This window comes from Caulobacter sp. GW822-FHT07D08, from assembly GCF_058798735.1.
Genome location: NZ_JBXAKU010000002.1, coordinates 307,865 through 330,188 on the forward strand (window position 1 = coordinate 307,865; position 22,324 = coordinate 330,188).

At 67.5% G+C, this 22,324-nt stretch carries 20 protein-coding genes; 11 read left to right on the forward strand and 9 right to left on the reverse strand.

Features of this window, described 5'->3' with window-relative positions; translation table 11 throughout:
* Positions 1-50: 50 nt before the first annotated feature.
* The 3 genes from nagA to AC1RJ9_RS05265 are packed head-to-tail and all read right to left on the reverse strand — an operon-like array spanning position 51 to position 3,060.
* Complete coding sequence (gene nagA, locus AC1RJ9_RS05255) at positions 51-1,187, reverse strand: N-acetylglucosamine-6-phosphate deacetylase (protein WP_492836628.1); 1,137 nt, start codon at positions 1,185-1,187, stop codon at positions 51-53.
* Positions 1,187-2,278: an SIS domain-containing protein gene (locus AC1RJ9_RS05260; RefSeq protein WP_492836630.1), complete on the reverse strand. Its 1,092-nt coding sequence runs from the start codon at positions 2,276-2,278 to the stop codon at positions 1,187-1,189. Before AC1RJ9_RS05260 ends, nagA begins: the two co-directional genes overlap by 1 nt.
* Positions 2,279-2,316: 38 nt before the next feature.
* On the reverse strand, positions 2,317-3,060 hold the full coding sequence (locus tag AC1RJ9_RS05265; RefSeq protein WP_492836632.1) for a GntR family transcriptional regulator: 744 nt from the start codon (positions 3,058-3,060) through the stop codon (positions 2,317-2,319).
* A 267-nt stretch (positions 3,061-3,327) separates the two neighbouring features.
* Between AC1RJ9_RS05265 and AC1RJ9_RS05270 the strand changes: the two genes are divergently transcribed.
* The 4 genes from AC1RJ9_RS05270 to nagE all read left to right on the forward strand — a co-directional run bounded on the left by AC1RJ9_RS05270 (position 3,328) and on the right by nagE (position 12,806).
* Complete coding sequence (locus AC1RJ9_RS05270) at positions 3,328-5,994, forward strand: TonB-dependent receptor (RefSeq protein ID WP_492836634.1); 2,667 nt, start codon at positions 3,328-3,330, stop codon at positions 5,992-5,994.
* A gap of 150 nt (positions 5,995-6,144) precedes the next feature.
* The gene (locus AC1RJ9_RS05275; protein WP_492836636.1) at positions 6,145-8,427 is read left to right on the forward strand and encodes a family 20 glycosylhydrolase; all 2,283 of its coding nucleotides are present in this window, start codon (positions 6,145-6,147) and stop codon (positions 8,425-8,427) included.
* Between the two features lie 24 nt (positions 8,428-8,451).
* On the forward strand, positions 8,452-10,998 hold the full coding sequence (gene ptsP / locus AC1RJ9_RS05280; RefSeq protein ID WP_492836638.1) for a phosphoenolpyruvate--protein phosphotransferase: 2,547 nt from the start codon (positions 8,452-8,454) through the stop codon (positions 10,996-10,998).
* A 5-nt stretch (positions 10,999-11,003) separates the two neighbouring features.
* Positions 11,004-12,806 carry an N-acetylglucosamine-specific PTS transporter subunit IIBC gene (gene nagE / locus AC1RJ9_RS05285; RefSeq protein ID WP_492836640.1) on the forward strand — a complete coding sequence of 601 codons (1,803 nt, stop codon included), beginning with the start codon at positions 11,004-11,006 and terminating at the stop codon, positions 12,804-12,806.
* Here nagE and AC1RJ9_RS05290 read toward each other — a convergent pair whose 3' ends face one another.
* Complete coding sequence (locus tag AC1RJ9_RS05290) at positions 12,807-13,502, reverse strand: dienelactone hydrolase family protein (protein ID WP_492836642.1); 696 nt, start codon at positions 13,500-13,502, stop codon at positions 12,807-12,809.
* 355 nt (positions 13,503-13,857) lie between these two features.
* Between AC1RJ9_RS05290 and AC1RJ9_RS05295 the strand changes: the two genes are divergently transcribed.
* On the forward strand, positions 13,858-15,054 hold the full coding sequence (locus AC1RJ9_RS05295) for a tyrosine-type recombinase/integrase (RefSeq protein ID WP_492836644.1): 1,197 nt from the start codon (positions 13,858-13,860) through the stop codon (positions 15,052-15,054).
* Here the strand turns inward: AC1RJ9_RS05295 and AC1RJ9_RS05300 are convergent.
* Positions 15,051-15,251: a helix-turn-helix transcriptional regulator gene (locus AC1RJ9_RS05300; protein WP_492836646.1), complete on the reverse strand. Its 201-nt coding sequence runs from the start codon at positions 15,249-15,251 to the stop codon at positions 15,051-15,053. The genes AC1RJ9_RS05295 and AC1RJ9_RS05300 overlap by 4 nt on opposite strands.
* A gap of 209 nt (positions 15,252-15,460) precedes the next feature.
* Positions 15,461-15,697 carry a helix-turn-helix domain-containing protein gene (locus tag AC1RJ9_RS05305; protein WP_492870904.1) on the reverse strand — a complete coding sequence of 79 codons (237 nt, stop codon included), beginning with the start codon at positions 15,695-15,697 and terminating at the stop codon, positions 15,461-15,463.
* A gap of 199 nt (positions 15,698-15,896) precedes the next feature.
* Here AC1RJ9_RS05305 and AC1RJ9_RS05310 point away from each other — a divergent pair, with 199 nt between their 5' ends.
* Genes AC1RJ9_RS05310 through AC1RJ9_RS05325 form a run of 4 tightly spaced genes read left to right on the forward strand, consistent with a single transcriptional unit; the run spans position 15,897 to position 17,575 of the window.
* The gene (locus tag AC1RJ9_RS05310; protein WP_492836648.1) at positions 15,897-16,292 is read left to right on the forward strand and encodes a hypothetical protein; all 396 of its coding nucleotides are present in this window, start codon (positions 15,897-15,899) and stop codon (positions 16,290-16,292) included.
* A 41-nt stretch (positions 16,293-16,333) separates the two neighbouring features.
* Entirely contained in the window at positions 16,334-16,747 is a 414-nt protein-coding gene (locus tag AC1RJ9_RS05315; protein ID WP_492836650.1) for a hypothetical protein, read from the forward strand.
* Positions 16,747-17,088, forward strand: coding sequence for a sigma factor-like helix-turn-helix DNA-binding protein (locus AC1RJ9_RS05320; protein WP_492836652.1), 342 nt, complete (start codon positions 16,747-16,749; stop codon positions 17,086-17,088). Before AC1RJ9_RS05315 ends, AC1RJ9_RS05320 begins: the two co-directional genes overlap by 1 nt.
* Positions 17,081-17,575: a hypothetical protein gene (locus AC1RJ9_RS05325; protein ID WP_492836654.1), complete on the forward strand. Its 495-nt coding sequence runs from the start codon at positions 17,081-17,083 to the stop codon at positions 17,573-17,575. Before AC1RJ9_RS05320 ends, AC1RJ9_RS05325 begins: the two co-directional genes overlap by 8 nt.
* Positions 17,576-17,865: 290 nt before the next feature.
* Here the strand turns inward: AC1RJ9_RS05325 and AC1RJ9_RS05330 are convergent, their stop codons facing one another.
* Positions 17,866-18,114 carry a DUF7662 domain-containing protein gene (locus AC1RJ9_RS05330; protein ID WP_492836656.1) on the reverse strand — a complete coding sequence of 83 codons (249 nt, stop codon included), beginning with the start codon at positions 18,112-18,114 and terminating at the stop codon, positions 17,866-17,868.
* Positions 18,115-18,270: 156 nt separating this feature from the next.
* On the opposite strand from AC1RJ9_RS05330, the gene AC1RJ9_RS05335 reads away from it, so the two are divergent.
* Complete coding sequence (locus AC1RJ9_RS05335; protein ID WP_492836658.1) at positions 18,271-18,702, forward strand: helix-turn-helix domain-containing protein; 432 nt, start codon at positions 18,271-18,273, stop codon at positions 18,700-18,702.
* 20 nt (positions 18,703-18,722) lie between these two features.
* Here the strand turns inward: AC1RJ9_RS05335 and AC1RJ9_RS05340 are convergent, their stop codons facing one another.
* Positions 18,723-18,938 (reverse strand): conjugal transfer protein TraD, encoded by a 216-nt coding sequence (locus AC1RJ9_RS05340; RefSeq protein WP_492836659.1) that lies wholly within the window; start codon positions 18,936-18,938, stop codon positions 18,723-18,725.
* Between the two features lie 76 nt (positions 18,939-19,014).
* Positions 19,015-19,281: a conjugal transfer protein TraD gene (locus AC1RJ9_RS05345; RefSeq protein ID WP_492836661.1), complete on the reverse strand. Its 267-nt coding sequence runs from the start codon at positions 19,279-19,281 to the stop codon at positions 19,015-19,017.
* A gap of 171 nt (positions 19,282-19,452) precedes the next feature.
* Between AC1RJ9_RS05345 and traA the strand changes: the two genes are divergently transcribed.
* Complete coding sequence (gene traA, locus AC1RJ9_RS05350) at positions 19,453-22,323, forward strand: Ti-type conjugative transfer relaxase TraA (RefSeq protein ID WP_492836663.1); 2,871 nt, start codon at positions 19,453-19,455, stop codon at positions 22,321-22,323.
* The last annotated feature ends 1 nt before the right edge of the window (position 22,324 follow it).

The window sequence follows — 22,324 nt, forward strand, 5'->3', positions numbered from 1 at the left end:
GCCGGGTGACCGGCGGCCTTTTTCGTTGCGGGATGGCCGGCCCAGAGAGGCTACCCGGCGACCCCGTCGATCCAGGTCGCCGTGACGTTGAGCGCATCGTCGAGCAGGCAGAGGTCGGCCGCGAAGCCTTGGGCGATCCGGCCGCGCTGGGCCCCCAGGCCCAGGAACGCCGCGGGGGCGGCCGAGGCCATCATCACCGCGTCGGCCAGCGGCAGGCCCAGCATGGCGACCGCGTTGCGCACCGCGCCGGCCATGTCGAGGTCCGAGCCCGCCAGGGTGCCGTTCTCGTCGACGCAGACGCCGTCGCGCACCACGATCTCGCGGCCCTGCAGGACGAAGCGCTTGTCGGTCATGCCCACCGTCGGCATGGCGTCGGTCACCAGCATGAAGCGGTCCAGAGGCCGGGCGCGCAGGGCGATCTTCAGGGTCACCGGGTCGACGTGGCGGCCGTCGACGATGATTCCGGCCCAGGCCGTCTGGCTCTCCAGAGCCGCGCCCACCGCGCCCGGCTCGCGGCTGGTCAGCGGCGACATGGCGTTAAACAGGTGCGTGAAGCCGGTCAGTCCGTGGTCCAGGGCCTGGCGCATGGTCTTGTAGAGCGCATTGGTGTGGCCGGCGGCGACGCGCACGCCAGCGTCGGCCAGGCGCTGGATCATTTCGGGTGTGGTGCGCTCTGGGGCCAGGGTGACCAGAGTCTTGCCGACCTTCAGCGAGGTCAGCAGCGCCAGGGCTTCTTCATCGATGACGCGGAACTTGCCCTCATCATGGATGCCCTTGCGCTTTGGATTGAGAAACGGACCCTCGATGTGGACGCCCAGCACGCCGGGCACGCCTTGCGCGATGGCTTGCTCGGTGGCGCGGATGGCCTGGTCGACCACCGAGAGATCGTCGCTGATCAGGGTCGGCAGGAAGCCGGTCGTACCGTAGGCCCTGTGGGCCGCGCCGATCGCGGCGATGGCCTCGGGCGTGGGCGAGTCGTTGAACAGCACGCCGCCGCCGCCATTGACCTGGGTGTCGATATAGCCGGGAACCAGCAGGCCGCCGGCCAGGTCGTGGGCTTGAGCGCCGGCCGGAACCGCGCTGGCGTCGACGACGCCCGTGATCACGCCGCTCTCGATCAGAACGGCCTTGCCATCGACGACGCCGGCTTCCGTCAGGACGCGGCCATTTACAAGTGCAGCCAGCATCAGACGGTTTCAGTGACCTTGTTGAGGTGGGGCGGGCTGTCGGGATCGTAGCCGCGCGCGACCGAAAGCGCATTGGCCATTCGGTAGAAGCTCTGGATCATCAGGATTGGCTCCAGCACCGGGTGGCTCGACAGCGTCGGCAGGACGTCCGCGCCATCCTCGCCAGGGGCCGCCAGCAGCACGTCGGCGCCGCGCTCGCGCAGGCCTTGGGCCATCGCGTCGACGCTGGCGCGGCTCTCGTCGTTCTGGGCGAAGACCAGGGCCGGGAAGCCCGCCTTCACCAGCGCCATTGGGCCGTGCAGAACCTCGGCGGCGCTGAAGGCCTCGGCGTGCAGGCCGCAGGTCTCCTTGAACTTCAGGGCCGCCTCCAGAGCGACCGCGAAACCGACGCCGCGGCCCAGGACGTAGAGATTGTGGGCCAGCTTCAGGCGTTCGACGGCCGGGGTCCAATCCAGGGTCCAGGCCTCGGCCAGGGCGGCCGGCAGGGTCGCCAGCGCCTGCGTCAGCGCCTCGTCTTCCGTCCAGGCGGCGATCAGCTGGGTGATGGCCACGAGGGCGGCGATGTAGGACTTGGTGGCCGCGACGCTGAGCTCGGGGCCGGCATGCAGCGGGATCACCTCGTCGGCCAGTTCGGCCAGAGGCGAGTCGACGACATTGACCAGGGCCACCGCATAGGCGCCGGCGGCCTTGGCCGCCTTCACGGCCGCCAGCAGGTCAGGGCTCTTGCCCGACTGCGAGATGGCCAGGACCAGCGCGCCTTCCAGGTTGGGCGAGGCGTCATAGACCGAGCTGACCGACAGACCGGCCGACGAGGTCAGCACCCCGGCCTTGGTCTCGATCAGGTAACGGGCGAAGGTCGCGGCGTGGTCGCTGCTGCCCCGGGCGCAGGTGACGACGACGCGCGGCGGGTTGGCGCGCAGGCGCTCGGCCAGGGCCTCGATCTTGCGGGCGTTGGCGGCCAGCTGGGTCGCGGCGACGGCCGAGGCCTGGCCGGCTTCCAGGAACATGCGCGTGGACTCTGGCGCAGGATCTTGGGGCGACGACCGTGTGGGCGCGGGGGTCTCAGGACGGGTCAAGACGGTCGCCTCCAAGCTCTACTCCTCGGACTCAAGACACTCGGGACTGGCACTCACGACAGTGCATTCAGTTCCGCGACGAAATCGTACGCATCGCCGCGATAGTAGGATTGCGTGACTTCCACCGCCCGGCCGTCGCGCAGGAAGCCGCGCCGCTCGATCAGCAGGCCGGCGTCCTTGACCGGAACGCCCAGCAGGTCGGCCTGCTCGGCCTGGAACAGCACCGCGCGCAGGCGTTGCAGCGCGCGCACGGGCCGGTGGCCGGTGGCCTCGAGCGCCTCGTACAGCGAGACGCCGACCACCTCGGTGGAGGGCAGGGCGAAGGCGGCGATGGTGGTGTATTCCACGGCCATTGGCGCGCCGTCGGCATAGCGGATCCGGGCGAAGCGATAGACCGGCGTGCCGGGCGACAGGCCCAGGGTCAGCGACTCCTCGGGAGTGACCTGGCCTTCGGCGCGGCTGATCCACTCGCTGCGAGGCGTGCGTCCGCGCGAGATCATGTCCTCGGTGAAGGACGATAGCTTGGAGAAGCTCTTTTCCACGCGCGCGGCGACGAAAGTGCCCGCGCCCTGGCGGCGGGTCAGCAGGCCCTCGCTGACCAGACCGTCCAGCGCCTTACGGACGGTGATGCGCGAGATGCCGAACTCCTCGGCGAGATCCCGCTCGGCGGGCAGGGCGTCGTCGGGCGCCAGGACCTTCGTCTGGATGGCCTCGCGCAGGGCGCGCTGCAGTTGCTTGTAGAGCGGGGCGTGGTCGTCCTTGGCGTCGAGCCGCCCGATCCGTTCAGCAAACGTCATTTACAGCCTCCCCGCCCATACCGCGCAAAATCATGGCGCCCCGATGCCCGCTCGCGATAGCTTATAACCATTTTCATACCAATATGATCGTGGTCTGCAATTGGTTTCTTTTTGGCCTTGTCATCCGCAAAATTTCCGTCACAGTTCTCTCCTGAGGCCTGAGAAGTACCACTTTCTGCGGAACCTCCCAGAAAATTGGTATCATATTGGGCTTTGGGGTTCGGCTCCGGTCCAGTAGGCCCGGCAAAAATGGGGAGAAGCCGAGTTATGTCTAATTTCCGCAAATCCGTGCTGGCCGTATCGGTCAGCGCCATGGCTGTCATGGCCGCCGCGCCGGCGCTGGCGCAAGACAACAGCACCGTCGATGAGGTGGTCGTCACCGGCATCCGCGCCTCGCTGCTGCAATCCATTGAGTCCAAACGCCGCGCCAACGCCATCGTCGATGTCGTCACCGCCGAGGACGTGGGCAAGTTTCCGAGCTCCAACGTCGCCGAGGCCCTGACCATCGTTCCCGGCGTCACGGTCGACCGCGCCTTTGGTCAAGGTGAAAAGGTCAGCATCCTCGGCACCGATCCGGCGCTGAACCGCACCCTGCTCAACGGCCAGACCGTCGCGTCCGCCGACTGGTTCATCCTGGATTCTCCGGGCCGTACGTTCAACTACGCCCTGCTGGCCCCGCAGATCGTCGGCAAGGTCGAGGTCTTCAAGTCCCCTGAAGCGCGCATCGACGAAGGCAGCATCGGTGGCACGGTCATCGTCAACACCCGCAAGCCGTTGGACCTGAAAGCCGGCCTCATTGCTGGCGCGGTGAGCTATCTCTACACCGACCGCTCCAAGAAGGGCGACGCCCAGGGCTCGCTGCTGCTGAGCTGGAAGAACGACGCCCAGACCTTCGGGGCCAGCTTCTCGGTTCAGCGCGCCAAGGACCAGCTGCGGCGTGACGGCGTCGAAAGCTACGGCACCATGGCCGCCAACCAGTGGGCCGGCGGCAACCCGGACAACCCGGTCGACTCGCGGACCAAGGGCTGCACCGGTTCGTGCGCCACGACCCTGACCTCGAACCTGACGGCCCGTAGCCCGAACGCCTTCGGCGCCTCGTACTTCGAGCAGGACCGCACCCGCACCACCTACACCACGGCCCTGCAGTGGAAGCCGACCGACGCCCTGTCGTTCGACTTCAACTGGATGAAAATCAAGGCCGACTACGACAACACCAACCAGTCGATGTACGCCTTCCAGGGCAACACCTGGAACAGCCTGGGCGCCCTGACGGGCCTGACCGTCAACAATGGCGTCGTCACCAAGGCTTCGTTCAACAACGCGCTGAGCGTGCTGGACGTGCAGTACCGCGAAGCCGAGCTGAACTCCGACACCTACCACCTGAAGGGCCAGTACAAGGCCGACGGCTGGGATCTGTCGGGCGAGATCGGCAAGTCCACCGCCGACGGCGGCACCAAGCGTCAGGTGTTCCTCGAGTTCCTGAACTGGGCCAACTACACCGTCGACATCTCCGGCGCGCCCAAGAGCCCCGGCAGCCTGACCTACACGACCAACGTCATGGGCAATCCGTCGGCCTTCGCGACCGATCCGGGCTGGAGCGGCAACCTGGTCAGCAAGCCGACCAGCGACGAAGAGAAGTACGCCCAGCTCGACCTGGGCAAGGACTTCGACGGCGTCATCCAGCGCGTCCAGGTCGGCTACAAGCGCCGTGAGCACCAGACCGGCCAGCAGTATTCGGGCATCGCCATCACCGGCGTCGCCGCCCCGGCCTCGCTGTTCGACCCGTCGACCGTGCCCAGCAACTACCTGAAGGGCTTCGACGGCGTCGGCGAGCAGATGGCGAACCGCTTCCGCATCGATGGCCAGTCGATGGTCTCGTACGTCGACAGCGGCAAATGGCTGGCTCCAGGCGCTTCGATGCCTAAGCCGTCGATCTTCGCCGCCGCCGAGTTCACGGCCGGCAACTGGAACATCGAGGAGAACATCGACGCGCTGTACGCCCAGGCCAATTTCAAGGCCGACAACGTCCGCGGCAATTTCGGCGTCCGTTACGTGAAGACCTCGGTCGACAGCGCCGGCTATGTCTGCAAGCCCGGCGCGGCCTGCAACGCCGCCGCCGACTGGACCTGGAACACGACGAAGAAGAGCTACGACAACGTCCTGCCCAGCGTGAACATCATCGTCGACGCCCGCGAGGACCTGGTGTTCCGCTTCGCGGCCGCCCAGGTGATCGCCCGCCCGAACTATGCCGACATGACCAACTACTTCTGGCTGTCGGACGGCATCCTGACGGGCGGCGGCGGCAACCCGGCGCTGGAGCCCTACAAGTCGAGCAACGTCAACGCCTCGGCCGAGTGGTACTTCCAGCCGCAAGCGATCCTGTCGGCCGAAGTGTTCTACAAGGACATCTCTAACTACATCCTGACGCGCACGCAGCCGGAATCCTACTTCAACCAGTCGCAAGGCAAGGTCACGACCTATCAGATCAGCCGTCCGTTCAACGCGGGCTCGGCCGAAGTGAAGGGCCTGGCGGTCGCCTACCAGCAGAACTTCGCCCACGGCTTCGGCCTGCTGGCCAACTACACCTACGCCGACGGCTCCGGCCAGGGCGGGGCGCCACTGCCGTACAACTCAAAGAACCAGATCAACGTCAGCCCCTTCTATGAACATGGTCCGTTCTCGGCCCGGGCGACGTTCAACTGGCGCTCGAAGTACTTCACCGGCGTCGACCGCGGCGACGACATGTTCGTCAAGGCGTCCAAGACCCTGGACGCGACGGTCGGCTACGCGATCAACCAGAACATCACCATGTCGGTGTCTGGGCAGAACCTGCTGGACAGCGAGTACTACGCCTACGCCAACACCACGGCCCTGCCGCGCGGCGTCTATCGCACGGGCCGCAAGCTGCAGGCCACGCTGAACGTCGCCTTCTAGGACGCGCGGCGGCGGAGGCTCCGGGTCCGTCCGGAGCCTCCGGCCATCAGCGCAATTGATCCAACCCCTCCTGACTGCAAGCATGGAGCTGGGGCGGGGCAGTCTCGCTGTCCCGCCCGCTTTTTGCCGCCTGTTTCCTCGCGAGGCCGCGTGACCAAGACCCCGCTGCGCACCATCGCCGTTTCGGCGTTCGCTCTGGCTGCCGTGCTCGCGACGAGCGCCTTGGCCGATACGGCCGGCCTGACCCTGACCCCCGCGCCGGCCAAGGCGGTCCGCGCCGAAGGGGCCTTCAAGCTTTCCAGCGCCACCCGCATCCATGTCGCCAAGGGCGATGTCGAGGCGAGAGGCGTCGCGCGACAACTCGCCGACCTGATCCAGCGCTCTCGCGGCTTCAAGCCCGCCGTGGTCGAAGGCCCGCCTGCTGTCGGTGAAGCCGCCGTCGTCCTGACCCGCGAAGGACCGACGGGGGAGGCCTACAAGCTGGACATCTCGCCCAACGCCGTGACCATCGCCGCCGCCAGGCGCGCGGGCCTGTTCTACGGCGCCATGTCGCTGTGGCAGCTGGCGACGCCGGACGCGGCCAAGGGGCCGGTCGCCGTGCCCGCCGCGTCGATCGAAGACGCCCCGCGCTTCGCCTGGCGCGGCCTGATGGTCGACAGCGCTCGCCACGTCCAGTCGCTGGACACGCTGAAGGCGGTCATAGACGCCATGGCGGTCCACAAGCTCAACACCTTCCACTGGCACCTGGTCGACGACCAGGGCTGGCGGCTGGAGATCAAGAAATATCCGAAGCTGACGGAGATCGGCGCCTGGCGCACCGATCCGGGCGCGGCGCGCGCCTATCCGAAGTACGGCGGCTTCTACACCCAGGACCAGGCCCGCGAGCTGGTCGCCTACGCCGCCGCTCGCAACATCACTGTCGTGCCGGAGATCGAGACCCCGGGGCACGCCCTGGCGCCGATCGTCGCCTACCCGTCGCTCGGCACGGCCGCGCCGGACGCCAGCAAGATGGGGGATTGGGGGGTCTTCCCCTGGCTCTACAACACCGACGACGCCACCTTCGCCTTCCTCGACGACGTGCTGAACGAGGTGATGGACATCTTCCCCTCGACCTTCATCCACGTCGGCGGCGACGAGGCGGTCAAGGACCAGTGGAAGGCCAGCCCCAAGATCCAGGCCAAGATCAAGGAACTGGGCCTCAAGGACGAGCACGAACTGCAGAGCTGGTTCATCCAGCGGGTCGGCAAGTCGCTGAACGAGCGCGGCCGCCGCCTGATCGGCTGGGACGAGATCCTGGAAGGGGGTCTCGCCCCCAACGCCACGGTCATGTCCTGGCGCGGCATCGACGGCGCCATCGCGGCCGCCAGGCAGGGCCACGACACGGTGCTGTCGCCGCATCCGACGCTCTATCTCGACAACCGCCAGAGCCAATCGCCGGAAGAGCCGACTGGTCGCGGCCACGTCTCCAGCCTGAAGGACGTCTACGCCTTCGATCCGGCCCCGGCCCAGCTGACCCCGGACGAGCGCAAGCACATCCTGGGCGTCCAGGCCAATGTCTGGACCGAGCACATGCAGACCGACACCCGCATGGAGCTGATGGCCTTCCCGCGCGCCGTGGCCCTGGCCGAGCGCGGCTGGTCGTCGGAAGCGGACGCGAACTGGGACGACTTCGCGCGCCGGCTGCCGGCCGAGATGACCCGTCTGAAGATCCTGGGCGTCGCCGCCAACACCGTGCCGTTCGAGCCGCAAGCCGCGCCGTCGGAAGGCGCGGACGGCAAGACCGTTCTCGCACTCTCGACGGGCCTTGGCGTCGGCGAGATCCGCTACACCACCGACGGCGAGGCCCCGACGGCGGCCTCAACGGCCTATGCCGGCGCCCTGGCGCTGACCAGCGGCGCGACGGTGAAGGCCCAGACCTTCGTCGACGGCCAGGCCCTGGGCCGCGCGCGGTCCTGGACCATCACGCCGGCCCTGCTGGACACCCGCGTCAGCGGCCAGCTGAAGGCCTGCACCGAGAAGGTGGCGCTGACCATGATCGACGACGCGCCGGCCGCCTTCGACAAGCGGCCGATGATGTATGTCGACATCTTCAACCCGTGCTGGATCTGGGAAGGCGCCAGGCTGGACAAGGGCGCGGTGCTGACCGCGCGGATCACCCAGATCCCGTTCAACTTCCAGGTCGGCAAGGACCGCGACAACATTCCGCTCCACCCGCCGGCCACGCCAGGCGGAGAGCTGGAGGTGCGGTTAGGCTGTACGGGCGAGCGCATCGCCGCCATCCCGCTGGGCGACGCCGCCAGGAATCCGGGCCTGTCGACGGTCACCGCCCGCTTGCCGGCCCGCGCGGGCCAGGCGGACTTGTGCCTGACCTTCACCTCGAAGACCCTCGATCCCTTCTGGGTGATCGAGCGCGTGACCCTGAAGTCCCAATAAGCGTTCCAGACAGAGTAGCGCCCCGTGTCTAACCTCGTACTCTTCGCGCCGCTCAAGGGCTGGATCGCGCCGCTCGACGAGACCCCCGACGCGGTGTTCGCCGAGCGGATGCTGGGGGACGGGCTGGCGATCGATCCGTTCGGCTCGACCCTGCACGCGCCCTGCGACGCGGTGGTCGCGACCGTCCACCGCGCCCGCCACGCCGTGACGCTGCGCGCGGCCAACGGGGCCGAGATCCTGATGCACGTGGGCCTGGAGACCGTGGCCCTGAACGGCGAGGGCTTCAGCGTCTTCGTCAAGGAAGGCCAGGGCGTGAAGGCCGGCGACAAGCTGCTGGACTTTGACATCGACCTCCTGGCCCAGCGCGCGCGCAGTCTGATCACGCCGGTGGTGATCACCAATCCGGACGCCTTCCGGATCGTCCGCCGCGACCAGGACCGCGAGGTGTCGGTCGGCGACTTCCTGATGGAGCTGGCGCCGATCGGCGGAACGGCCGCCGCCGGCCTGGTGAGCGACGGCGAGGTCGCGCGCGCGGTCATTGTCCCCCTGGTCCACGGCGTCCACGCCCGTCCGGCCGCCCGCATCGCCGAAACCGCCCGCAAGTTCGAGGCCGAGGTCGCCCTGGTGGCGGTCAACCGCCGCGCCAGCGCCAAGAGCCCGGTCGGTGTCATGTCCCTGGCCATCCGCCACGGCGACACCATCCAGGTGGTGGCGTCCGGTATGGACGGGGAGGCGGCGATCCGGGCGGTGGCTGAACTGATCGAGGGCGGCATGGGCGAAGGCGGGTCGGTTCTCGCCGATGGCCCCGCCACCGCGCCGGCCGCCGTGACGTCGGAGCCGACCGCGCCGGTCGAACTGCCGCGCGATGGCGTGCTGAAGGGCGTACTGGCCGCGCCGGGCCTGGCCATCGGCAAGGCCGTGCGCCTGGCCGCCGCCGACATCGTCGTGCGCGAGCAGGGCGAGGGGACCGCCCACGAGGAGGCCGCTCTGGCCGCCGCCCTCGACGTGGTCCGCGCCCGCGTCGAGAAGAACGCCGCCAAAGGCGACAAGGCCCGCAAGGCCATTCTCGGCGCCCACCTGGCCTTCCTGGATGATCCCGAACTCTCCGCCGGCGCCCGCCGCCTGATCGGCGAGGGCAAGAGCGCCGGCTTTGCCTGGCGCAAGGCGGTCGGCGGCTATGTCGAGGCCCTTCGCGGTCTGGGCGACCGCCGCCTGGCCGAACGCGTCGACGACCTCGTGGATCTCGAACGCCAAGTGCTGCGCGCCCTCCTTGTTTTGGAAGGGGCCGGCGAAGAGGACGAAGGCGCGGTCCTGCCACCCGGCTCGATCCTGCTGGCCGACGAACTGCTGCCCTCGCAGCTGATGGGCGTCGATCCGAGCGCCGTGGCCGGCTTCGCCACCGCGCGCGGCGGTCCGACCTCGCACGTCGCCATCCTGGCCGCCGCCATGGGCATCCCGGCGATGGTCGCCCTGGGCGGCGCGCTGCTCAAGGTCAAGGACGGCGCGACGCTGATCCTGGACGCCGACAGCGGGACCTTGCGGGTCGCGCCCGACGCGCCGGCCCTGGAAGCGGCCCAGACCGCCCTGGCCCAGCGCCAGGAACGCCGCGCCGCCGCCCGGGCCGCCGCTCACGATCCTTGTGTCACCCGGGACGGCGTCCGTATCGAGGTCTTCGCGAATACCGGCTCGCTGAACGACGCCCTGGCCGCCGTGGCCAATGGCGCGGAAGGCTGCGGCCTGCTGCGCACCGAGTTCCTGTTCCTCGACCGCGACACCCCGCCCGACGAGGACGAGCAGGCCCGCCAGTACCAGGCCATCGCCGACGCCCTGGACGGCAAGCCGCTGATCATCCGCACCCTGGACGTCGGCGGCGACAAGGCCGCGCCCTACCTGCCGATCCCGGCCGAGGAGAACCCCGCCCTGGGCCTGCGCGGGGTACGCGTCAGCCTGTGGCGGCCGCATCTGCTGAAGACTCAGCTGCGGGCCATCCTGCGCGTTCGACCGCCCCGAGGACAGAAGGGGGGTCAATGCAAGATCATGGTCCCGATGATCGCCAGCCTGGACGAGCTGCGCGCCGTCCGCGCCATGCTGGACGAGGCCAGGCGCGAGCTGGGCGTCACCGACAAGGTCGAGCTGGGGGTGATGATCGAGACCCCGGCCGCGGCCGTGACCGCCGACCTGCTCGCCGCCGAGGCCGACTTCCTGTCGATCGGCACCAACGACCTGACCCAGTACGTGCTGGCCATGGACCGGGGCAATCCCGAGCTGGCCGCCCGCATCGACGCCCTGCATCCGGCGGTGCTGCGGATGATCGACCAGACCTGCAAGGGCGCGGCTAAGCATCATCGCTGGGTCGGCGTCTGCGGCGGGCTGGCCTCCGACGTCGCCGCCACCCCGATCCTGCTGGGCCTGGGCGTGACCGAGCTTTCGACCACGGCCTCGATCGCGCCCGAGGTGAAGGCCCGGGTCCGCGGTCTTTCCCTCGCGTCTTGCCGCAGCCTCGCGGCCCAGGCCCTGGACCAGACCTCGTCCGAGGCGGTCCGCGCCCTCGTGAAATCCTTCGGAGCCTGAACCCGATGAAGTCTCCGCTCGAGATCCTTCAGCCCCTGGGCCGGGCCCTGATGCTGCCGATCGCGGTGCTGCCGGTGGCGGCGCTGCTGCTGCGCATCGGCCAGACCGACCTGCTGGGCGCGCCAGGCCTGGCCGTCATGACCCACGGCGTCTCGCTGAACATCGCCAACGTCTTCAGCGCCGCCGGCGGCGCGATCTTCGGCAGCCTGGGCCTGATCTTCGCCATCGGCGTCGCCGTTGGCCTGGCCAAGGAGAACCACGGCGCGGCGGGCCTGGCCGGCGTCGTCTGCTACGTGATCGCCACCAAGGGCGTCGACGCCCTGCTGGTCGTTCCGCCCGAGGTCGCCGCCAAGGTGGTCGCCGAAGCCAAGGACCTGACTGCGGCGGCCTGGAAGGCCAAGGAGATCGGCAAGCTGTCGATTCCGGTCGGCATCCTGTCGGGCGTGATCAGTGGCTGGCTCTACAACCGCTACAGCGACATCAAGCTGCCGGAGTACCTGGCCTTTTTCGGCGGCCGTCGGTTCGTGCCGATCGTGGCCGGCCTGGCGGGCGTGATCCTGGCCCTGATCTTCGGCTTGTGCTGGGGCGCGCTGGAGGCTGGCGTCGACGGGCTGAGCCATCTGGTCACGGCGTCGGGCAATGTCGGTCTGTTCGTCTTCGGCCTGTTCAACCGTCTGCTGATCGTCACCGGCCTGCACCACATCCTCAACAACGTGGTCTGGTTCATCCTGGGCGACTTCAACGGCGTCACCGGCGACCTCAACCGCTTCGCCGCCGGCGACAAGACCGCCGGCGCGTTCATGAGCGGCTTCTTCCCGGTCATGATGTTCGGCCTCCCGGCCGCGTGCCTCGCCATGCTGCACACCGCCAAGCCCGAGCGCCGCAAGGCTGTCGCCGGCATGCTGGGCTCGCTGGCCCTGACCTCGTTCCTGACCGGGGTGACCGAGCCGATCGAGTTCAGCTTCATGTTCCTGGCCCCGGCGCTGTTCGCGATCCACGCGGTGCTGACGGGCCTGTCGATGGCCCTGATGAACATTCTCGACGTGAAGCTGGGCTTCGGCTTCTCGGCGGGCCTGTTCGACTATGTGTTGAACTTCAACAAGGCCACGCACCCGCTGCTGCTTATTCCGGTCGGCCTGGTCTATGGCGCGATCTATTACAGTGTCTTCCGCTTCGCGATCCTCCGCTTCAACCTCAAGACCCCTGGCCGCGAGGACGAGGAGGCCGTCGCCGTCGAGACCGTCACCACCGGTGGCGGCCGGGGCGCGGACTTCGTGGCGGCCCTGGGCGGGGCGGGCAATCTTACCAGCGTCGACGCCTGCACCACCCGCCTGCGCCTGATCGTCGTCGACCAGGGCGCGGTCAGCGAGCCGGCCCTGAAGGCGCTCGGCGCGCGCGGTGTGGTGCGACCGTCCGACAAGGCGCTGCAGGTCGTGCTGGGCCCGATCGCCGACGGCGTCGCCGGCGAGATACGCGCCGCCCTAGGCCGAGGTATCGGGAGGGCTGCCGCGCTCGCCAAGCCCGTCGCCGCCGCCAAGCCCGCGCCCTTGGCGCCGCCCAGCATCGACGACGACCGCAAGGCCGAGAAGCTGCTGAGCGCTCTGGGCGGGCCCGCGAACCTGAAAAGTGTCGGGACCTGCTCGAGCCGCCTGCGCCTGGTCGTCGCCGACCAGGGCGCGGTTAGCGAGCCGGCCCTGAAGGCCCTGGGCGCGCGCGGCGTGGTCCGGGTCGGCGACAAGGTTGTCCACGTCGTGCTGGGTCCCGACGCCGAGCGCGTCGGCGAAGCGGTGCGCTGCCAGTTGCCCTAGCTAGAACAGGTGGGCCTTGAAGAAGGCCGCCGAGCGGGCGTTGGCGAGCTTGGCGTCGGCGTCGTCATAGTGGTCGCCGCCGGGCCGGGCGAAGGCGTGGTTGCGGCCGGGATAGGTGTGGATCTGGATCCGGGGGTGGCCGTCCAGGGCGTCGTGGATCTTCGCCTGGGCCTCCTTGCCGATATATTCGTCGTCGCCGGCCAGGTGCATCAGCAGCGGCTTCTTGATCCGCGCGCCTTCGGCCACGTAGTTGTCGGTCCCGCCGCCGTAGTAGACGACGCCCACGTCCGCGTCGCTGGCCGCCATGGCCCGGAATGTCATCAGTCCGCCCAGGCAGTAGCCGGTCACACCGACCTTGCCGTTGGCGCCGTCCAGCGTCCGCGCGGCCTTGATCGTGGCGACCACGTCCTCGACGCCCTTGTCGAAGTCGAAGCGGTTGTAGAAGCCGAAGGCCTTCTCCCAGTTCTCGGGCGAGGCCTCCGACATCGCCAGGCCGGGTTCGAAGCGCCAGAACAGGTCGGGAGCGACGACGATATAGCCTTGGGCGGCCAGCTCGCCGGCGATCTGCCGGATGCCGTCATTGACGCCGAAGATCTCCTGAATGAGGACGATAGCCGGCGCGGGCGCCATGCTGGGGCGCACCACCAGGGCCTGGAAGTCGCCATCGGGGACGGTGATGGTCAGGTACTCGGACACGGACGCGCTCCTGCGGCGGATCGGGGGGATGGCCGCGAGTTTCGACATTCGCGCGAGCCCGGGCTTGAACGATCCTGTCGGGTCGGACGAGCGCCGCGCGCGCGAGGCGCTGGCTATCGGTGTGAAATCAAACAGGGTGGCTGGCGGAGAGGGTGTCCGCCAAACCAGTAGTCCCATACCGCATCAGGATGTCTCGTGACGTCTCTATATCATCTTGTTTCTAATGGATTAATTTTAAGATCTGTGTCACTCTTTCCGTCAGGTGCCCACTCGATCCTGAGTACAAAATAGGACCGAAAGTGGGACCCGAAGTGGGGCCGAAAAGGTTCGGCGGAGATGTTAGGCGGAGACTCCGATGAGCGGGCGTTCACTCCACAAGCTGACAGCCATCCAAGCGGCAAAGCTCAACAAGCCAGGCCGACATTCAGATGGCGGCGGCCTCTATCTGTCGATCGATGAAAGTGGGCGCAGGCGCTGGGTCTTCATGTACACACGCGCCGGCAAGCGCGTTGAACTTGGGCTTGGCGGTCGGCGTGATTTGACCTTGGCAGACGCCCGCGCGGAGGCAGCTACCTTCAGGGCGATGCTAGCGGCCGGCACCGACCCCAAGACCGAGCGCGTTAAGGACGACACGGTCCAAACATTCGGCGCCTGTGCCGACGCCTATGTCGAGGCCATGCAGCCTTCCTGGCGCAACGACAAGCACGCCGCCCAATGGAAGATGACGCTGACCAAGTATGCCGCGCCCATTCGCGAACGTCCGGTCAACGACATCACCACGCAAGACATTCTGGACGTACTGCAGCCCTTATGGACCCGCACGCCCGAAACAGCGGAACGCTTACGTGGGCGGATCGAGAACGTGTTGGATGCGGCGAAGGCCAAGGGACTCCGCAGCGGTGAGAACCCGGCGCGTTGGCGCGGTCACTTGAACCAACTGTTGCCTAAGCGCCAACGGTTGGCGCGCGGGCATCATGCGGCGCTTCCCTATGACCTCATGCCGGAGTTCATGGCCAACCTCCGCACACGCAGCGCTGTTGCGGCCCGCGCCCTGGAGCTTTTGATCCTGACCTGCGCTCGATCGGGTGAAGTGCTAGGCGCGACGTGGGATGAGATCGATCTTCAGAAGGAAATCTGGACCATTCCTGCGAACCGCATGAAGGCCGGCCGGGAGCACCGCATTCCTCTCTCCGGTCGCGCGATGAAGATAGTCGCCGAGCGGCTTGAAGCCGGGTCGATCGGTCATGTGTTCCCAGGCGCGACGTCTGCGTCGCCGCTGTCCTCGATGGCTATGGCGATGCTGCTGCGACGGATGAAAAGCGACGTCACCGTTCATGGCTTTCGCTCGACCTTCCGCGATTGGGCGTCAGAAACGACCACCTTCTCACACGAGGTTTGCGAAATGGCCTTGGCTCATACCATCGCCAACAAGGCTGAGGCCGCTTACAGGCGTGGTGATCTATTCGACAAGCGCCGCAAGTTGATGGAGGCGTGGGCCGGCTATTGCTCTATCGCGAAGAGCGGAAAGGTCTTGACCTTTCGTCAGGGTTAGCTGGCGTCCGGGCGGTAGCCAGCGGGATTGGCGATCCAGCGATTGATCGCGGACTCGTGCCATCCCGCGCCGTGAACGCTGATTGGAATCTGCCGAGGAAAAGTCCCCTCGCCGATCTTCCGATAAAGGGTCGATCGGCTAAGGCCCGTACGCGCCAGCACCGTACGAATACGAAGGATGCGGTCGGGGTCGGTCATCGCTGCAAGCTCCACAGACTGGGATCTCAAGGCTTTCGATGAGCCAGAATTGGATTGCCTGCTGCTAGCGGCAAGGCCTCGCGGGGCGAGATCGTACTATGGGAAACAAAGACAGGCTCTGTGCGGCAAAAGCGTATTTCGGCGCGCCCGGCGGCGTCGGTAGCGTGGCTTAATGATGTTGGCGGCGGGTCCGCTGCGGCGCTCGAGCGCTACCTTTTCAAGCGCACGCCTGGACCGGCCGTATCGTCGGCCATTTGAAAGATGACCCCGGCAGCCTCCAGCGCACGCTGAACGGCTTCCACGTTATCAACCGAACTACGACCAGGACCCACGGCGCTTTCCATTCGGCGGATCGTTGGCAACGACAGGCCCGCAGCCTCCGCGAGCTTTGGTCCGCTCCAATCAACAAGCGCCCGCGCCGCCCGGATTTGCGAGGCCGTCAGCATGGAATTTTACTATTAGTAAAGTTCACGATACTTTTCGCTTGTCGAAAGAGGTCGTCGATGATACTAAAGGAATAATACACACTCAGGGTCACGAGTCATGAGTTCACGTCGAAAGGCGGGGCGCGCGCCTGCGCGCGTGGATGAACCGTCCAGGCGAGCAATGATGGTTGGCAGCGCCGTCACCTGTGGGGTTGCGGCTATGCCCGCGCCCCAGGTCGTAGCGGACCCGTCTGTCGCCATCTGCCACCGCTGGCTGGCCATCGACGCCGAACAGCGGCGGCTCCAGTTAGAGTGGGGGACGCTCGAAGGCTGGCTGATGACCAAGCACAACTGGTATCAGCTGTCACAGGACCAGCAGGCCGCGATCCCCGAAGGCGCCAGGCTTGCCGAGATCGACGCCAGGCTCGATGTGCTGGAGGTCGAGGGGCACGCCCTCCTGAAAGCCATGCGGCCGAAGCCGGCGAAGAGCGTCGAGGCGGTCGTCGCCAACCTGTCGGTGGCGGCCCGCCTGATCTTCGTGGAAGACCATCCCGAAGCCCACGGCCTGATCACCCGCGCGGTCCGCGACCTCGCGGCCTTCACCGGTGGCAAATGACCCGTCGCGTTCCTCGGCGACGCGACGGCGCCGACCGCTCGTTGGCGGCGACGTTCCGTCGTAACGCGGCCGGTTTCCACGCAGCGGCTGAGGCGGCGCCCCAACATCCCGAGGCGGCCCGCTACTTCCTGGCCATCGCGATCGAACTGGCGCTGAAGGCGAACCTCCTGCACCGAGGGATCAGCGACGACTGGAACCGTGTCTATCTCCGCCACGACCTGAGCAAGGCGTTGAGGTTCGCGCGGCGCGCGGGGTTCAACGGCGTCCCAGCGGCCCTTCCAGAATTGGCCGCGCTTCTTGGCCCGTACTACCAAGTCCATGCCATTTCGCGGATGCCGCCGGAGGCCATCGCGTCGGTCTGTTGGTCGCAGGCCTGTACGACGGTCCGGGATCTGATCGACGCCGTTGTCGTGGCCGCCGGGCGCGAAGCTTCCGATCATGAAGGCGCCGCGTGATGGTGCGCCTGCGCATGCCTTGGCCGCTCGTGGCCAGCCAGCGGTGGCGCTGGCAACATCCTCATCTCTGGCGTGGCCGTGTCTTCGATCCGCATGACGCCCAGCAAGTCATGTCGTACGCGGTGCTCCGCCTTCGGCGGGAGACGCGGGACGTCTTCCTGCTCAATCACATCGAGGCGCTCGACTACGCGCTGATCGCTCGCCACCTGAGGCTTTCTGTCGCCGACGTTCAGGCGCGCCTGGCCGACGCGCTCTGCGAGATTTCCCGCACGGTCGATCTGATCGAGCGCGTCCGCCCTAAGCCCATCAACCTTTCCAATGCGGAGCATCCCGATGTCTGACGACAAGGAGCCCTTCGCCGTTTCCCGGCGCGTCGTCATCGGCGCCGCCAGCGCCGCGCCAGTCGTTGCCGGCGCGGGCAGCGCAGCAGTCCCGGACCAAGCCATCGCCCGCTGCGCCGAGTGGCTGGTGCTCGACGCGGAGATCGACCGTCTGGGTCTGCGCTGGTCGGATCTGGAGACCATTCTTGTGCGTCAGAAGCGATGGGAGCGCATGACGCCAGAGGAGCGCGGGGAATTGTTGCCCTCCGAAGAGATGGACGCCATCGACGCGCAATTGAAGCCGCTGTTCGACCAACGCGAGGCATGGCTCGAAGCGCTGCCCAAGGTTCGGGCGCGCGACATGCACGGCGTCGCCGCCAAGCTGGAAGTGGCGCTACAGGTCATGGTCCATCAGCAAGGCGACGGCTACGACCTCTTCAAGGCGACGATGGAGGAGCTGCGCACCGCACGCTGTCCCAACTGCGGGGTGCCTGTTTGCAAACGCTAGCCGCGCCACCCACGGCAACCGCCTTGCCCATACCAACCTGCGGGAGCCAGGACCGGAACGGTCGGTGCTCGCCCTGGAGCGCTTGGAGAGCGTCTGCCGGGCGGGATGGTGCGGGTCAAGGGCGGCTTCGCCGTCGCTCCGCGAGACGCCCGAAGGGCGTCCCCTTGACGCGCGCCAGCCCGTCCGGCCCTTGTTCCACCAAGCGATCCAGGGCGTCTTGTCTCCGAGCGAAGGTCGGCGGCGGCTTCAAGCTCGGTGGGCGGCAGGACAGGCCCAGCCTGGCGGGCGCGTCAGCGGGTCCGCTTGAAACGCACGCGGTCCTTAACGGTCAGCAGAACGGCGTCATAGCCGGCGTCGCGCCAGGCCTTGCGCTGCATATGGCTGGTGTCCGGGTCGGTGGTGTTCGCCCACCACTGTGGTCGGATCGCGCTCTTGGGGAGCATGGCGCCGAGGATGCGTTCGATCTCGGCGAAGGTCAGTTCGAGTTCGTCGTGACGCTGGCGACGCAGATGACCCGACAGGGGATCGTACTTGGGCATTCCTCAGCATGGCTGATTGATCCGAATGCGTCGAATCCAGGAGCACTAGCGTAACTGGAGAGCGACCTTGAAATTCCGCAGCGCAAAGCCTTCTTGCGCCGCCAAGAACCTTTCCGGTTGGCGGCGCACCGACCAACCGATGCGATGGAGACTTTTGTGACCGATACGCCTGAAGCCCGCACGCCCAATGTCGTTGATCTCCACGTCGGCGGTCGCGTGCGCATGCGCCGCAAGATACTGGGCATCAGCCAGGAGCATTTGGCCGACGCGCTAGGGCTGACCTTCCAGCAGGTCCAGAAGTACGAGCGCGGCGCCAATCGGGTCAGCGCATCGAAGCTGTATGAGATCGCCAAGACGCTTCAGGTCCCGGTGTCGTACTTCTTCGACGGCCTCGCCGACCCTGTCACCGATGAGAGCGACGATGTCGGCGAGGCCGCCAATCGGGTCATCACGGCGTTTCTGAGCACGTCCGAGGGTCTGGAACTGGCAGCGATCTTCCCGAAAATTGGCAAGGGTCGTGTCCGCCGACAGATCCTCGATCTGGTTCGCGCCATGGCGGACGACGAGGGCCAGCAAAAGTCGTCGTAGGGACTGGCGAGGCTTGGCGGTCAGCTAGGCGTATTGTCGTTCTCGAACGCCCGCTTCCCACCGCGCCGCCAGAGGGCCAGCGTGTGGTCGCGATCTTCGCCCTGGAGCATCATCGCCAGCGTCAGGAACGCGCCATAGAGCGTCGCGCGGTCGTCGCCCGTCAGCTCGACGAGGCCGGCCTTTTGCACGAGGCCGCCCAACTCGATCAGGTGGTGAGTCCGCTCTCGCCGCTGCATCACCCAGGCCCGCGTGTCGGTCCTGGCTCGCCCCGCCTCAAGCCGGTGTTGCGCCGCCGTGGTTCGCCGGGTCGCGTCATTGGTCGCCGCCAGCAGCGCGCGCAGGCTCTGCCTTCCCGCTGCGAAAAAACCCCGCGCCGCGTTTGCGCCACTCCGCCTTGCGGGCCGCGTCCTTCGTCTCGACCAGACCCAGCAGTCCGCCGGCCAGGGTCTCGACATCCAGCGCATCCGCCCCGGTGGCGATCACCAGTTCGCCCAGCTGTTTGACCTTCCGCTCTTTCAGCATCCTGGCCTTGTCCCCCAGCGTCTTCAGTTCGGCGTCAAAGTCCCGAGGTTTGCGCATCGCAGTCTCCATGATGGCGGGGTGCGCTCAGGATAAAACAGCGGGCCACGGAATGCTGTAAGGTCGCCGGAACACACTGGGACAGTCCGGTCCCTCCCGAGATTTTAATCTTGGAGGGCGCGCTTATACGTCGTGCCGACGTGCGCTCAGGATAGTAAGTGGTCTGTCGCCATGGCGATCTTCCACTTCTCCGTCAAAGTCATCAGTCGCGCCACCGGGGCCAGCGCCGTGGCCTCGGCCGCCTACCGCTCGGCCTCGCGGCTGCATGATGAGCGGCTGGATCGCGACCACGACTTCACCAACAAGAGCGGCGTCGTCCATTCCGAGGTCATGCTGCCGGACGGCGCGCCCGAGCACCTGTCCGACCGCGCGACGCTGTGGAACACGGTCGAGGCCGGCGAGAAGCGAAAGGACGCCCAGCTCTCCCGCGAGGTCGAGTTCGCCATCCCGCGCGAGATGGACCAGGCCCAAGGCATCGATCTCGCCCGCGACTTCGTCCAGCGCGAAATGGTCGATCGCGGCATGGTCGCCGATCTCAATGTGCATTGGGACATCGGGGCCGATGGCCTGGCCAAGCCCCACGCCCACGTCATGCTGTCGATGCGGCAAGTCGGAGAAGACGGGTTCGGCCCCAAGGTCCGCGATTGGAACCGCACCGAGCTGGTCGAGCATTGGCGCGAGGCCTGGGCCGATCACGTCAACGAGCGGCTGGCGTCGTTGGACATCGACGCACGGATCGATCACCGCAGCCTGGAAGACCAGGGCATCGACCTTGAGCCGCAGAACAAGATCGGCCCGGCCGCTGGACGCAGAGCCGACGAGGGCCTGGAGGCCGATCGGCTCGACGAGCACCACGAGATTGCGCGGGCCAATGGCGAACGGATCATCGCCGATCCGCGCATCGCCCTGGACGCCATCACCAAGCAGCAGGCGACCTTCACCCGCCGCGACTTGGCGATGTTCATTCACCGCCATTCAGACGGCAAAGAGCAGTTCGACCGCGCCATGAACGCGGTGCAGGCCTCACCCGAACTCGTCGCCTTAGGCCAGGACGGACGCGGCCAGGATCGGTTCACCTGCCGCGAGATGATCGCGGTCGAGGACCGCCTGCATCGCGCCGCCTTGATGGCCGAGCGACAGGCGCACCGGGTCAGCGAGGTGGATCAGCGCCGCGCCCTGGCGCGCGCCGAGCAGCGCGGTCTTGTCCTGTCCGGTGAGCAGAAGGCGGCGTTCGAGCACGTCACTCAGGCCAACGATCTGGGCGTGGTGGTTGGCTACGCCGGCACCGGCAAGTCGGCGCTGCTGGGCGTGGCGCGGGAGGCGTGGGAAGCCTCGGGCTATGAGGTGCGAGGGCTCGCCCTGTCGGGCATCGCCGCCGAGACCCTGGAGGGCGGATCGGGTATCGCCTCACGCACCATCGCCAGTCTGGAGCATCAGTGGAGCCAGGGGCGCGAACTGCTGGACGCGCACGATGTGCTGGTGATCGACGAGGCCGGGATGATCGGCTCGCGGCAGATGGAGCGCTTGCTGTCGGCGGCCGACAAGGCCGGGGCCAAGGTGGTGCTGGTCGGTGATCCTGAGCAGCTCCAGGCCATCGAGGCCGGCGCGGCGTTCCGGTCGATCGCCGAGCGTCATTCTCACGTCGAGATCACCCAGGTTCGGCGACAGCATGAGGCGTGGCAGCGCGACGCCACCCGGCATCTGGCCACCGGCCGAACCGGCGAGGCGCTGGCGTCTTACGAAGCGCGCGGCATGGTCCATGTCGCCGAGACCCGCGATCAAGCGCGCGAGGATTTGGTCGAGCGTTGGGATAGGGATCGGATCGCCGAGCCGGGCAAGAGCCGGATCATCCTGACCCACACCAATGACGAAGTGCGCGATCTCAATCTGACGGCGCGCGAGCGGCTGCGTCAGGCCGGCGCCTTGGGCGAGGACGTGACAGTCAAGGCCGAGCGCGGCGAGCGGTCGTTCGCGGCTGGCGATCGGCTGATGTTCCTGAAGAACGATCGCGGGCTCGGCGTGAAGAACGGCATGCTGGGCGAGATCGAGCAGGTCTCGCCGACCCGGATGACCGTGCGGCTCGACGCCGGGCGCCTCGACGCGGGGCGCTCGGTCGCCTTCGACCTGAAGGACTACGCCCAGGTCGATCACGGCTATGCGGCCACCATCCATAAGAGCCAGGGCGTCACCGTCGATCGGACCCATGTTCTGGCGACGCCGGGGATGGATCGCCACGGCGCCTATGTCGCCCTGTCGCGGCATCGCGACAGTGTCCAGGTCCATTATGGACGCGACGAGTTCGAAGATCTCGGCAACCTGACCCGCGTGCTGTCGCGTGATCGGGCCAAGGACATGGCCAGTGACTTCGCCGAGCAGCGCAACATTCGTGTGCCGGCGTCGCTGGCGCCGCAGAAATCTTCGCAGCACGAGCGCGGCATGTTCGCCGGCTTCCGGCCGGCCAGTCCAACGCCTCAGCCGGCGGCGCCGGCGCACGATAACGACCAGCTTGTTCAGCGCCGGGCGATCGAGCGGCACGCCCGCGCTGCGGGCGACGTCATGCGCATGAACGACCGCGGCTTGCCGGTGCTCGCCCATCAGCGCCAGGCGCTGGAGCAGGCGCGCGAGGCGATGGGGATGATCGGTCCGCACTCGGCCAAGGATCTGGAGCGGGCCTATGTCCGCGATCCGGCCCTGGCCAACGAGACGGCGTCGGGCCGCACGCAGCGGGCGATCCGCGTCCTTCAGCTTGAGGCCGAAGTCAGGGCCGATCCGCGTCTGCGCGCCGATCGCTTCGTCGAGCGCTGGCAGGGCCTGCAGCGCCAGCGCTCAGCCCTGCACCGCGCGGGCGACATGACCGGCGCCGGCCAGGTCAAGGACCGCATGGGCGCGATGGCCAAGAGCCTGGAGCGCGACCCGCAGGTGGAGTCGTTGCTGCGCGCCCGTCGGCCCGAGCTTGGGCTTCCCGCCGAGATGGGGCGCAGCGTGGGGCAAGGCCTTTCTGACTACCTCGGCATCGGTCGTGGCCGGGGACTTGGCTTGTAGG